The 12,816-nt window shown below is 71.0% G+C and carries 12 protein-coding genes; 7 read left to right on the plus strand and 5 right to left on the minus strand.

Annotated elements, in window-relative coordinates:
* The first annotated feature begins 146 nt into the window (after positions 1-146).
* Positions 147-1,442: an alpha-hydroxy-acid oxidizing protein gene (locus HYV93_18310; protein MBI2527925.1), complete on the plus strand. Its 1,296-nt coding sequence runs from the start codon at positions 147-149 to the stop codon at positions 1,440-1,442.
* Between the two features lie 55 nt (positions 1,443-1,497).
* Here the strand turns inward: HYV93_18310 and HYV93_18315 are convergent, their stop codons facing one another.
* Both HYV93_18315 and HYV93_18320 read right to left on the minus strand, forming a co-directional pair.
* On the minus strand, positions 1,498-1,971 hold the full coding sequence (locus HYV93_18315; GenBank protein ID MBI2527926.1) for a Mut7-C RNAse domain-containing protein: 474 nt from the start codon (positions 1,969-1,971) through the stop codon (positions 1,498-1,500).
* A complete protein-coding gene (locus HYV93_18320; GenBank protein ID MBI2527927.1) occupies positions 1,971-2,615 on the minus strand; it encodes a TetR/AcrR family transcriptional regulator in 645 nt (214 codons plus the stop codon). Before HYV93_18320 ends, HYV93_18315 begins: the two co-directional genes overlap by 1 nt.
* 119 nt (positions 2,616-2,734) lie before the next feature.
* Here HYV93_18320 and HYV93_18325 point away from each other — a divergent pair, with 119 nt between their 5' ends.
* The gene (locus tag HYV93_18325; GenBank protein MBI2527928.1) at positions 2,735-4,852 is read left to right on the plus strand and encodes an NAD(P)/FAD-dependent oxidoreductase; all 2,118 of its coding nucleotides are present in this window, start codon (positions 2,735-2,737) and stop codon (positions 4,850-4,852) included.
* A gap of 27 nt (positions 4,853-4,879) precedes the next feature.
* Here the strand turns inward: HYV93_18325 and HYV93_18330 are convergent, their stop codons facing one another.
* Positions 4,880-5,332 (minus strand): hypothetical protein, encoded by a 453-nt coding sequence (locus HYV93_18330; protein MBI2527929.1) that lies wholly within the window; start codon positions 5,330-5,332, stop codon positions 4,880-4,882.
* 340 nt (positions 5,333-5,672) lie between these two features.
* Entirely contained in the window at positions 5,673-6,977 is a 1,305-nt protein-coding gene (locus HYV93_18335) for an FAD-dependent oxidoreductase (protein MBI2527930.1), read from the minus strand.
* A 149-nt stretch (positions 6,978-7,126) separates the two neighbouring features.
* On the opposite strand from HYV93_18335, the gene HYV93_18340 reads away from it, so the two are divergent.
* The 5 genes from HYV93_18340 (at position 7,127) to HYV93_18360 (ending at position 11,823) form a co-directional block, all read left to right on the plus strand.
* Positions 7,127-7,771: a TetR/AcrR family transcriptional regulator gene (locus HYV93_18340; GenBank protein ID MBI2527931.1), complete on the plus strand. Its 645-nt coding sequence runs from the start codon at positions 7,127-7,129 to the stop codon at positions 7,769-7,771.
* Positions 7,749-9,371 carry a methylmalonyl-CoA mutase gene (locus HYV93_18345; protein ID MBI2527932.1) on the plus strand — a complete coding sequence of 541 codons (1,623 nt, stop codon included), beginning with the start codon at positions 7,749-7,751 and terminating at the stop codon, positions 9,369-9,371. Before HYV93_18340 ends, HYV93_18345 begins: the two co-directional genes overlap by 23 nt.
* 2 nt (positions 9,372-9,373) lie before the next feature.
* Positions 9,374-9,805, plus strand: coding sequence for a cobalamin B12-binding domain-containing protein (locus HYV93_18350; GenBank protein ID MBI2527933.1), 432 nt, complete (start codon positions 9,374-9,376; stop codon positions 9,803-9,805).
* Positions 9,806-9,816: 11 nt separating this feature from the next.
* On the plus strand, positions 9,817-11,175 hold the full coding sequence (locus HYV93_18355) for a 2-hydroxyacyl-CoA dehydratase (GenBank protein ID MBI2527934.1): 1,359 nt from the start codon (positions 9,817-9,819) through the stop codon (positions 11,173-11,175).
* A gap of 90 nt (positions 11,176-11,265) precedes the next feature.
* Positions 11,266-11,823 carry a YqgE/AlgH family protein gene (locus HYV93_18360; protein ID MBI2527935.1) on the plus strand — a complete coding sequence of 186 codons (558 nt, stop codon included), beginning with the start codon at positions 11,266-11,268 and terminating at the stop codon, positions 11,821-11,823.
* Between the two features lie 49 nt (positions 11,824-11,872).
* Here the strand turns inward: HYV93_18360 and HYV93_18365 are convergent, their stop codons facing one another.
* Positions 11,873-12,580, minus strand: a complete 708-nt coding sequence (locus HYV93_18365) for a DUF1847 domain-containing protein (GenBank protein ID MBI2527936.1) — start codon at positions 12,578-12,580, stop codon at positions 11,873-11,875.
* Between the last annotated feature and the right edge of the window lie 236 nt (positions 12,581-12,816).

The raw sequence follows: 12,816 nt of genomic DNA on the forward strand, positions 1-12,816 counted from the left end.
TACCGCACGCTCGCGATCCCGCACGAGGTCATGAAGCCGGTGAGGACGTGGGCCCCCACCCTGTCGCCATAGTCACTCACAAGGGGCCTAACCTGCTGACATATCAGCACTCCGGTCTCGAGACCGTGGAAGTTGGGCTAGAAGGGATGATCGACGCCCTCGCTCCCGATCGTGAGGAGTCCATGGGGGACTCTCTCGGCAACCGGAACCTCCGGCGCGCGCAGTATCGCGGGCTCGAGCAGGCCTTCGGGCGATGCCTGCTCAAGGACTTCCAGGAGCTCCGGGGCGTCGCTGCAGGCGGGGCGATCCGGCTCGACCCAGCCCCTGCGCCCCCGGCCTGCCCGGGCGCCGGCGCCGCGCCGCGAAGGCCGTTGCCTCGCGGCGCCGGAAGCCCTATGGTAGCGGGCATGACTGCCAAGTTCGTCACCCTCCCCGAGATCCGACAGGCCGCCCGGCGGCGCCTTCCCCGCGAGGTGTACAACTTCGGCGCAGGCGGCGCCGAGACCGAGACGACGCTCCGGCGCAACCGGCGGGCGCTCTCGCGCCTGGCCATCCGCCAGCACGTTCTCGTGGATGCCCGCGAGATCGACCTCGAGACGACGCTGCTCGGTGTCCCGCTGTCGTGGCCCGTGGCCGTGGCGCCCATGGGGGGGCTCGTCCTGTTCCACCCCGAGGGGGACGTCGAGATGGCGCGCGGGGCGGGGCGAGCGGACACGCTCCAGTTCCTCTCCGGCGCCACGGGCTGGCCCGTCGAGGAGGTCGCCGGGGCCAATCCCGGTCCGAAGATGTTCCAGCTCTACCATCACGGCGATCGGGGCTGGGTCGCCGATCTGCTGGCGCGGGTGGAGGCCTCCGGCTACCTCGCCGTCTGCCTCACGGTGGACGTCCAGGTCTACGGGCGCCGCGAGCGCGACATCGTCGCCCGCTGGGATCCGCGGGCCGCCATGTCCTCGGCACCGAACCCGCGCGGCCCGGATCCCGACTACCAGGCGCGGCTCACCTGGGACGACGTGGCATGGCTCAAGAAGACGACGCGGCTCCCCATCGGGCTCAAGGGGATCATGACGGCCGAGGATGCCAGCCGGGCCGTCGAGGCCGGCGTCGGGCTCATCTGGGTCTCCAACCACGGCGGCCGCCAGCTCGACCAGACCCAGGCCTCCGTCGAGGCGCTCCACGCCGTCGTCGAGGCCGTGGCCGGTCGGGCCGACATCGTGGTGGACGGTGGCTTCTCGCGCGGCACCGACGTGATCAAGGGGCTCGCCCTGGGCGCGACGGTGGTGGCACTGGGCCGCACGGTGCTCTGGGGGCTCGGCGCTGGCGGGGCTGATGGGGTGGCCTGCGCGCTCGGCATCCTCCGCAGCGAGCTGCGCACGGCGCTGGCCCTCTGCGGCAGGACGAGTGTCAAGGGGCTCTCCCCGGACCTCCTCGTCCGGGTGGCCTAGCGGGCGCGGCTACACCCCCATCACGCCGCGCCGTGACCGAGGCGCGCGCCGCGGCTCAACCCCCGGGCTCGCCGTTCACCAGGCGCGTCAGCCGGTCGAGCATCCGCTGGGCGTGCGTCCCGGCCCAGTAGACGCGTGCGCAGCGCGGGCACGCCATGAAGTCGGCGTGGGTGGCGAAGATGTGCTCGGGGACGAGGCCGCGCAGCGCGCCCCTGGGGCGGGCCTCGAGCCTGGCATTGCACTCGAGGCAACGCGTGAGCCAGTCGGTCTGCACGGGCCTGAGCCCCAGCCGCCGGACGGCCTCCCGGATCTGCCCGTCCAGCCGCTCGGCGGTGATGAGGCATTCGTGAGGCTGGGCCAGTCGCGCCAGCATCCGATCCCGGGTGACGAGGACCCGCTCCTCGGCCAACGCCAGCTCGAGGAGCCGCCGGTCGCCGCTCTCTCCCGGGTAGACCGTGTCATAGCCCATGGCCCGGAGCCAGCGAGCGAGGCGGCCCAGCATGGTGTCCACCACGAAGCGCTGATCCATCACGGGCGCTCCGGGCCCAGGCCCAGGAAGAGAACGCCGGTGACGCTCCGGGCCAGTTCCTCCACGCGCTCGAGGGCTCCCGGCCCCAGCTGCCCATCCAGCAGCAGGGCCGACAGACCATGCACGGCGGCCCAGGCCGAGATCGCCAGCTCTGCGGGATCGCCTGGACGCGCCAACCCGGCTCGCTGGCACTCGGTGAGGGCGTCCACGAGCACCGCGAAGGTCTCCTCAGCCGCCTCTCGCAGCCCAGGGTGCGCGGCCTTGTCGGCGGTCTCGCGCCCGAACATCACGCGGAAATGCGCGGGGTGGTCGACGGCGAATCCGACGTAGCTGAGTCCGAGGGCCCGGAAGCGCGACAACGGATCCCCGCTCTGCATGGCCGTGGCCTGTCGCATCGCCTCCGTGAGAGCGCGGAACCCCTCCTCCGCCACCGCCGCGAGCAGCGTCCGCTTGTCGGCGAAGTGGCGGTACGGCGCGGCCTGAGACACCCCCGCCAGCCGGGCCGCCGCCCTCAGCGTCAAAGCCTCCGCCCCTGCCGTCTGCACGAGCTCCCTCGCGGCATCCAGCAGCGCCCGGCGCAGATCGCCATGGTGGTAGCTCTTGCGCCGGTGCCCTGGGCGCAGTCGTCCCGGTCGCTTCCTCATGGGGGCCCTCCTCGGCCAGGAGGCTACACGTGAGTGTTGACAGAGTCAACATTAGATGTTAACGATGTCATCATCACGTCGAGGAGGTGCTGAGCATGACGACGAGGGGGCGCGGGGGCATGGGGGGGATTGTCGCGGGATTCGGGCCGTGGATCGCGTACTGGGCGCTGTCCGGCGCCGGGCTCACCAAAGGCGCGGTGGCGGCCGGGCTGGCGGGCGCCCTGGCGCTCAGCGCCTGGCATCTGCGCCACCACCGCGTGCGGCCCATCGAGCTCAGCGCCGCAGCCTTCTTCGTGATCCGCGGCGTCGTCTCCATCGGGCTGGGATCCCCCCTCGTCCAGCGCTACGACGCCGCACTCTCGAGCGCGGCGCTCGGCGCCATGGCCTGGGGCACGCTCCTCTTCGGGTCGCCCTTCACGGCGCTCTACGCTCGGGAACAATGGCCGCGGGAGTACTGGGAGGCGCCGCTGTTCCGGCGCACGAACGCGCTCCTGTCCGCCCTCTGGGGCGCCCTCTTCACGGCGAATGCGCTCCTGGGGCTGGCCGCTCTCCGCTGGCCGGGCGGGCGACTTGTGCTGGCGGCCGTCCTGCCCCAGCTCCTCATCGCGGCCGGAGTGGTGAGCTCCATCGTGTTCCCCCGCTGGTACCCGCGACGGCGCGCGGCCCGCGAGATCGCCCAGCGCGACCCGTACCCGTGGCCGACCCCCGTGTTCGCCACCCACCAGCCCGCGGAGGGCGGGCGCCACGACGTGATCGTGGTCGGGTCGGGCATCGGCGGGCTCACGGCAGGGGCGGTCCTGGCCCGGCGCGGGTGCCGGGTGCTCGTGCTCGAGCAGCACTACCTGGCGGGGGGCTTCTGCACCTCTTGGCCTCGCCACGTCCGGGCGGGCGACCGCCGGCTACGATACGTCTTCGACGCCGGCGTCCACGATGTCAGCGGCCTGGGGGAGTCCGGGGCCGTGCGCCACCTCCTCCGGCAGCTGGCCCTCGAGGACACGATCACGTGGGGCCAGATGAGCCACGAGTACGTCCTGCCGGACCTGAGGGTGAAGGTCCCGCATCGGGTGGAGGATTTCGTCGCGCTGCTCGGCACCCATTTCCCCGGTGAGCGCGCGGGCATCGCTGCCTTCTTCGCCGAGATGGAGAGGGTGTACCGAGAACTCTATGCCGACGCGCCTGGCACCGGCGGCGTGCCGGTCCCTCCGCTCACGGTGGACGCCATGCTGGCCTACCCGGCCCTGCACCCGCACGCCTTCCGCTGGATGCACGCCCCCTTCACCGGGATCCTGGACGCTTACCTCCGCGACCCTCGACTGAAGGAGCTGCTCTCGGTGCTCTCGGACTATCTCAGTGACGACCCCTCGGCGCTCACCGTCGGCGCCATGGCGCCCATCTTCGGCTACTACTTCGATGGAGGCTACTATCCCATGGGTGGATCCCAGACGCTGGCCGACGCCCTGGCCGGCGTCATCCGATCGCATGGAGGCGAGCTGCGCCTCCGGACGGCGGCGCGCCGGATCGTGGTGGAGCACGGCCGCGCGGTGGGCGTGGTCTCCGGCGACGGCCGGCTCGACCGCGCCTCGGCTATCGTCTCCAACGCGGACATTCGCCGGACTTTCCTGGAGCTCGTTGGCCGCGAGCACCTCCCGCGCGATTTCACCGGGCGTGTGGAGGGCCTCCAGCCATCGACCTCGGCCTTCGTGGTGTTCCTGGGTGTGGACTACGTGCCCGACGTCGCGCCCATCACGATGCTCGCGACAGGCACGCAGCGGCTCGGCATCGCCATCCCCTCGAAGGTCGATCCCTCGCTGGCTCCCCGGGGCCACAGCAGCATGAGCCTGATCACGCTCATGCCCCCCGCCGCCGAGGGGGAGTGGAGCCGCAAGGCCCCGGGCTATGCCAAGAGGAAGCGGAGTCTCGGGGACGCCCTCATCGCCCGCGCCGAGCAGGCCTTGCCCGGGCTCCGCGAGCACATCGTCTACCGCCAGGACGGCAGCCCGGCCACCTTCGCGCGCTACGCGTGGACGGCGGGGGGGGCGATCTACGGCTCAGGACCCGGGCAGTGGCAGCCCCCGGTCAAGTCGCCGGTCGAGGGGCTCGTTCTGGCAGGAGCCGGCGTCTTCCCCGGAGCGGGGATCGAGGCTGTCATGATCTCGGGCACTCTGGCTGCGGAGGCGATCTGCCCGCTCTCCGAGAGGGCGAGGGAGGCGGCCCGGCAGCCGGCTCGGGCGGCCTGACCGCGTCCCCCCCCACTCGCTCGCCTGCTACGCGGTGGCGCCGAGGCGGACCAGGGCCCAGCCGACGGCGCGCAGGTCGCCTCCGATGTCGGTCAGCCGCCTGTCGGTCTGGCGCCGTTCCCCGGGCTGGGCAGGCGGAGCGGAATGAGGGCCGCGCCGATCGCCCTGGCGGCGGTCGTACAGGACCTGGATCTCCGGCTCGTCGGCGAAGTGCCGTTCCACGAGCTGGAATTGCTCTCGAGCCCCCCGGGAAACGATGTACATCACGCGGGGGCTCGCAGATCCGGCCGGCAGGCCGGGCTGGCGGTCGTCTCCTGCAGCGGCGCCGCTGGGCGGCCGCCGCTCCCTGCGCCGGCGCTCGAGGACCACCTCGACGTCCTCGCCCGACAGCTCCTGCGCCAGCTCCTCCCTGACATCGGGCCGGTCCGGTGGGATCACCACGGTGAAGCGGGGCGGCTCCTCGGAAGCTTGTGCCACCATTGTCGTTGCTCGCCGGCCTATGCGGCCCCGGAGAGACGCAGCGCGGCGCCCCGGAGCCTCTGTATCAGGCGTTCCAGCAACTCGGCCCTGTCGCCCTCGACCGCGACCACGGTTTGGACCATAGCCCCTCCCTTTCCTGTCCACCCCCGGGGCAGCCCCTATCCGCACCGGGCACACTGCCAGCCTCACGGAAAAAGCTGAGCAGCGAGAAGACGCAGGAACGGTGCCAACATCGCCAGGGGTATTTCTTTTCCTTGTTTACTGAGCGTCCTTCCTGCCAGTAGACCGAACCGTCAACTTCTCCGACACCGTCGCATGGCCCTCCCGAGCACATCGTACCCTATCGCGAGGCGGAGTCCGAGCTCGCTCCGAGAAGACCGAGCACCGCCAGGCGCGCGCTCTCGGCGCATGCCGAGGCGCCCCCCCACCCCGGGGGCTTCACGCCGTCGCCCACATGCCAGAGCCCCTTGACGGGCGTTCGCTGCGGCAGATCGTGCCCGGCGCAGGCCCGCTGTGCCGGCCAGCTCCCCTGCATCACATGGACGGCCAGCACTCGCCCGGCCTCCGCGAAGCCGGGGATCGCTGCGGCGAGATCTTCCCTCATGAGGCGGACCGTCTCTCCCGCATCAAAGGCGCCCAGCGAGGGGCGCGGCACGCCGAAGGCCACGTAGAGCGGCTCGCCGGCCGGGGTCAGCTCCGGGCAGAGCTTGCCGAGGTTCGCGAGGTTGCAGACCCGCTGCGTCCCCACGAAGGTCAGAAGCCCAGGGGCCGACACCAGCGGCCGCCGGGCCGTGAAGTACAGGGCCAGGTTGGCGGCTGGGCGAAGGTCGCGGGTGACCCGCTCGCGGTAGTCCTCGGGCACCGCCCCCTCGCCGAGGAGGGCAAGGGTCTCTCGCGGACCCGCATTGCTCACGATCGCGGACACCGGGATCTCCACGCCGCGTCCCTCTCGGCGACACAGCGCCCCCGCCACCGCGCCGTCGCGCACCAGGATCCGCTCCACGGTGCTGCCGGTCCACACGGCACCGCCGCACGCCTCGATGGCGCGCGCCAGGGGCTCCACCAGCGCGAGGCAGCCGCGCGGGGCGAAGCCGAAGCCCTTGAACCCCCCGCGCAGCATGAAGTGCTCGAAGAAGATGCGCGCGGGAATCTCGTCGGCGTTCACGGCGAAGATCGAGGCGGCCAGCGACTGGAAGATCCCGTGCAGTACCGCGTGCTCCGTGTATCGGCGGAGCCAGTCACGGAGCGACGGCCCGTCCTCCACCGGCGGCCCGCCCACCTCCTCGCGGATGGCGGCGAGCATCCGGGCTCCGCGCTGGACGAACATCTCGAAGATCTGCAGCCACCCGCCGCCGAAGCTCCGGTCCTTCCCGCCGATTCGGAACACCACGGCCGGGTCGGGTCGCCGCACCTCGAACGGTGCCCCGACGGCCCGGAACGTCTCCTCGAGCACGCCACCGCACTCGACAGCCACCGCACCTGTGCTCAGGCGGAATCCCTCGACGTCCAGCGAGGAGAAGCGCCCCCCGATGCGATCGCGCTCCTCGATCACGAGGGGGGAGAGTCCAGCGGCGGCCAGCCGGGCGGCCGCCGCAAGCCCTCCGATCCCGGCGCCGATCACCACGCACTGGAAGCGCTGTGTCATATGACTGGCCGGTCAGTAGAATTGCTCGGGCCAGATGGTTGCGCAATCAGCCAATATCCATAGAAAAATAATACTAATAGGCCATTTACCGTGGCCAGGAGCTGGGGTCTAGTAGCCTCGCCAGACGAGCTGGCAACGAAACTCTAACCATGGGTCAATCCCTCGCGAAATGGACCGACCGTGGCGCCGCCCGCCGGCACCTCCGCACCTTCCGCCTGGAGACTATCTTGCGGAGCGCGGCGCGCTGCTTCAACCGCAAGGGGTATCACGCCACCAAGATGGGCGACATCGCCCGGGAGCTGGGCGTGAGCAAGGCGGCGCTGTACTACTACGTCAAGAGCAAGGAGGAGATCATCGTCCAGTGCGAGGCCGCGGCCCTCGACCTGGCGATGGAGGGCATCCGGATCGCGGAGGGGCTGTCGGAGCCCGACGACGTCAAGCTCTACGTGGCGCTCCGGCACTTCATCGAGGGCATGACGGAGCGGCTCGATGGCTGCGTCGTCCTCACCGAGGGCATGCTCTCCCCCGGGCCCTACCGCGATCTCGTCCGCCGCCGGGACGACTACGAGCGCCGGCTCCGGAAGCTCGTCGAGGCGGGAGTCGCCTCGGGGGCCTTCGCGCCCTCTGACCCCAAGATGGTCGTGCTCGCGATGCTGGGCGCCATGAACTGGATTCCCAGGTGGTACTCGCCCGACGGCGAGCGTAGCCCCAAGGAGATCGGCGAGACCTTCGCGCGCTACCTGGTGCGCGGCCTGAGCCGAGGAGGCTTCCATGAGCACGGATCGGCTGTTTGACCGGTACCTGGAGGGCGAGCGCCCTGCCGACTACCGGACGCTGTCGGGGGTCGAGCTTCCGCCATTCCTCGCCGACCGCGCGGCGGCGGCCGGTGAACGCCCGGGTGAGTACCCCTTCACCCGCGGGATCCACGCTGAGATGTACCGGCAGCGCCTCTGGACGCGCCGCCAGCAGTCGGGCTATGGCACGCCGCGCGAGTCCAACGAGCGCCTCCACTACCTGCTCCGGCAGGGCGCCACGGGGCTGAACATCGACACCGACATGGCCACGAAGCTCGGCGCCGATCCGGACCATCCACTCTTCGAGGGAGAGATCGGGCGCCAGGGCACCTCCATCGCCACCCTCGAGGACATGGAGCAACTCTTCGACGGCATCCCGCTGGACAGGGTTTCCAGCACCCTCATCGTCCAGCCCCCCGCCTCCGCCCCCTTCCTGGCCATGTACCTCGCCGTCGCGCGGCGCCGGGGCATCCTCCCCTCCGCGCTCATCGGCACGATCATGAACTGCGCGCTCACCCAGCTCTCCGGGGCGACGCTGCAGGCCAACACCCACTTCTTCCCCATCGAGTTCAGCGTGCGCGTGGGCCTCGACGTCATGGAGTACTGCACGCGCGAGCTGCGCCGGTGGAACATCGTGAACGTCAACGCCTACAACATGCGGGAGACGGGCATCAACGCCATCCAGGAGGCGGCCTTCGCACTCGCGCTGGCGCTCGAGTACGCCGAGCGGCTGGTGGCACGGGGGCTCCCCGTGGACGCCTTCGCGCAGCGGATGGCCTTCTTCACCGCCGCGCACATCGACCTCTTCGAGGAGGTGGCCAAGCTCCGCGCCATGCGGCGGATCTGGGCCCGGCTCATGCGGGAGCGTCTGGGCGCGACGGAGGACCGCTCATGCTGGTTCCGCACGGCCATCCAGACCGCGGCCCTGCCGCTCACGGCCCAGGAGCCGCTCAACAACATCGTGCGCGCGGCGGTCCAGACGCTGGCGGCGGTGCTCGGCGGCAGCCAGTCCATCCACACGACCTCCTACGACGAGGCCTACGCACTGCCCTCCGAGGCTTCGCACCGCCTCTCCATTCGGACCCAGCAGGTGATCGGCTTCGAGACCAACGTGGTCAAGAGCGCCGACCCGCTGGGCGGCTCCCATCTCGTGGAGTGGCTCACGGACCGGCTGGAGACCGACATCCTCGCGATGATCGACGAGGTCCGGTCGCGCGGGGGGTTCGTCTCCGCCTTCAAGGCCGGCTGGGTGGAGCAGCAGATCCGCGCCGCCCGCTTCGCGCACATGGATCGCGTGGAGTCGGGCGCCCAGCCGGTCGTGGGAGTCAACTGCTTCCGCGACGAGGAGGCCGAGGAGCCGAAGCTGGAGTTCTTCGCCTACGAGCAGGCGATGCCCGAGGCCCGCATGCGCTACGTCCGCGAGTACCGCGCGCGTCGCCAGGCCCCGGGGCTCCCGGCCGCCCTCGACGCGCTCCGCCGCGCGACGGCCGCGGGCGACAACGTGATGCCCACCGTGCTCGCGGCCGTCGAGACAGGCGCCACGCTCGGCGAGGTCTGCCGCGCCTTCGGCGAGGCCATCGGCCACACGGTGGAGAGCTAGCGATGGCGCGCATCGTCCTGGCGAAGCTCGGCAGCGACGCGCACGACCTCGGGGTGACGACGGTGGCCCGGTGGCTGCGCGAGGGCGGGCACGAGGTGGTCTACGCCGGCCTCTACAACACCCCGGAGCGCGTGGCCCAGATGGCGCTCCAGGAGGACGCCGATCTGGTGGGTGTGAGCTGTCTCAGCAGCGACCCCGTCTACGCCGGCCGGCGCGTGCGCCAGACGCTCGAGGGGGTCGGGCTGGGACACGTCCCGCTCGTGGTGGGGGGCGTGGTGACCCCGGACATGAAGGCCGAGCTCGGACGGCTCGGCGTCGCCGCCGTCTTCGGCCCAGGCACGCCGCGCGAGCGGCTGCTCGAGTCCATCGCCGCCCTGCTGGCCGCGACCACCCGCGCTCGGGGCGCCGCGGACGGCACCCCGTCGCCCCACTGAGGAGCCGTGCCATGCCACCCAAGGTGACCGAACGACAGTACCAGGGGCAGGTGCACGAGCAGTCGCGCCGCCTCATGGCGGACTGGACGGCGGCGCTGGGCCGGGCGGAGGCCGAGCGGCAGCCCACGGCCGCCATCATGATCTCCGGCAACCTCGTCGAGCTGGTGCGTGCGCTGGGCTTCCTGCCCATGTTCCCAGAGGTCATCGCGCTGCAGAACGCCATCCGCAAGAAGTCGCTCCCGCTGATCCTGAAGGCGGAGCAGGCCGGCTACTCGGCCGACAACTGCGCCTACGTGAAGGCCGACATCGGCCTCTACCTCGACGGCGGCATGGGCCCGGGCGCCCCCATCCCCTTCCCGTCTCTCATCGTCTGCAACTACGTCGGCTGCAACGTGTACGTGAAGTGGTTCGAGCACCTCGCCGACGTCTCGGGCGCCCCGCTCTTCATGCTGGACGTCCCGTTCCTGCGCACCGACGCGCCCAGCCAGGCCGATCTCCGCTACGTGGTGCAGCAGCTCGAGGAGCTGATCGCGCTCGGCGAGGGCATGACCGGCCGGACATTCGACATCGACCGCCTGCGCGAGATCGTGGAGCATTCCGCACGCGCCGAGGAGGGCTACGCGCGCTGCAAGCACCTCACGAAGCACCGGCCCGCCCCCTTCGACGCCTACTTCGATGCCATCAACCTCATGGGCCCCATCAACGTGCTGCGCGGCACGCGGGAGGCGGCCGACTTCTTCGACATGGCCGTCGCCGAGTTCGAGGGGCTCGTGGCGCAGGGGCTCAGCCCGCTCAGCGAGGAACGTTTCCGCACGGTCTTCGAGGGGCCGCCGCCGTACCCCTACTACAAGAACTTCCGCAACCTGTTCACCCGGTGGGGTGCCGTGGCCGTGCAGTCCACTTACTCCACGGTCGGCGGCATCTGGGACTGGGGCTTCCGCCACGACCCGCGGCAGCCGCTGGAGTCCATCGCCGAGCACATGCTGCGCCACAACCTCGCGAACCGCTCGATCCTCGCCCGCTACGAGCAGATCACGCGCTACGTGCGGGAGTGGGACGCGGATTCCCTCGTCATCCACTCGATCAAGTCCTGCCGACTCTACTCGGCCGGCCAGGGCGACATGCGCGAGTACTTCACCCGCGACCTGGGGGTGCCGACCCTTCTCGTGGAGTCCGACCTCGAGGACCCGCGCTACTACGCCGAGGCCCAGCTCCGGAACCGCATCGACGCCTTCTTCGAGTCACTCGACCACAAGAAGACTGTAGGGCGAGCCGCAGCCGGAGGCGAGGCGAGCGGACATGGAGATCGCCCGAGCGGAGCGAGGGAGCGAGCCGCAGCCGGAGGCGAGGCGAGCGCGGCGGCGCGCTGACTGTCGCTTGTGCGGTACCCTGCCCGCATGAGGCCGGCCCGGATCGTGGTACTCCTCGCGGTGGCCGCTGTCGGGCTCGTGACGGCCGGGATGGCTGGCCGGACCGCCCGGGCCCAGCCGGCGCACGGGAGCCTCGTCGGGCAGCTCCTGGTGGCGGCGCCGGGAATGCGGGACCCCCGCTTCGCCCGCACCGTCATCGTCATCGTGCGGCACGATGCCACCGGGGCCATGGGCGTGACCGTGAACCGGTCCATCGGCCGGACCCCGCTCGCCGAGCTACTCCAGCGGCTCGGCGTGGACCCGGCAGGCGTCAGTGGCAGCATCCGGGTCCACTGGGGCGGCCCCGTCGATCGCGCGCGCGGGTTCGTCCTGCACACGACGGACTACACGGACGAAGGCACGATCGCCGCGGGCCCGCGCTTTGCCCTCACGGCAAGCCTCGAGGTGCTCCGCCGCATCGGCCTGGGCCGGGGCCCGCGGCGGACGCTGTTCGTGCTGGGCTATGCCGGATGGGCACCCGGCCAGCTGGAGGCCGAGCGAGAGCGAGGGGACTGGGTCGTCGCCCCGCCGGACGATGAGGTGGTCTTCGACGACAACCACGCCGGGAAGTGGGAGCGCGCGCTGGCGCAGCAGAAGATCGATCTGTAGCGGCGGCGACTGTCCGCGAACTTGGGGGTCCCCGCCGATGTCACCCCCTTCAGCGAGACTCATCGGCGCCGCGCCCTTCGGCGGGGAGCCTGGGTGGCGTCGGCGGCCTGAGCGGACCCCAGACTCGCGCGAAGTAGGTGTCCGCGAGCTGGAGCGCGCCGATGGGGTTGTGGGCCAGGACGCGGTCCTTGGCGACCAGTGTCGTGGCCAGCCCCTTCGAGTGGCGGAAGAAGAGGCTGTCGTGCCCGACGCAGAGGCCCAGCACCACGTTCAGCTCGCAGCCGGCGTCGTTGAGCAAGGCGGCCTGGGCGATGGGGTTGCACATGGGCTCGTAGGTCCCGGGGCGGATCTTCTCCTCGTCCTGCACGCCGATGCGTTCCTTCGCGATGCCGCCGTTCTTGCAGGCGACCGAGGCCACCTGGAAGCCGTGGCTCTCGAGGATGCCGGACAGCACCTTCGCGACGTCCACCATGCTGATGCAGGTCGCGATGCCGATCCGCGTGAACCCCATCTTCCTGGCGAAGTGGCAGATCTCCTCCACGCGCGTCCACTTGCAGTAGCCCTCGCTCTCCACGAGAGCCGAGGCCTGGGCGATCTGCCGGAGCTCCGGGTCCGAGTACAGGCCCCAGGCCCGCTCGATCCCGTCCTCGTCCACCTTCGTGGGGCAGAAGCCCGGGCCGCGGGCCTCCGACTCGCCCTGCCGGCAGGCCCGCACGGTGGGCGGGCAGTAGGCACATCCCGGCGTCTGGTATGTCATGGGCTCTTGCGCTCCTCCTGGCGGCACTGATCGCGGCCGTCGATATCACTGTAGGCGCCGGATCGCCATTGCCCCATGGGCCGATCATGGGGGATTCCTAGCGTGAGTTTACCCCGCAGCGTCCGCCGGCGCGCTTCAGCGTAACCTACTTCGCCTTTCCCGATCGACGGTTACCGGCCTCGCCTCGTTCGCCGGGATCGTAGCTACTAAACGAGTGTCTCGGCAGACGGCTTTCA

This window comes from Candidatus Rokuibacteriota bacterium, assembly GCA_016188005.1.
In the GTDB taxonomy this organism is placed as follows: domain Bacteria; phylum Methylomirabilota; class Methylomirabilia; order Rokubacteriales; family CSP1-6; genus UBA12499.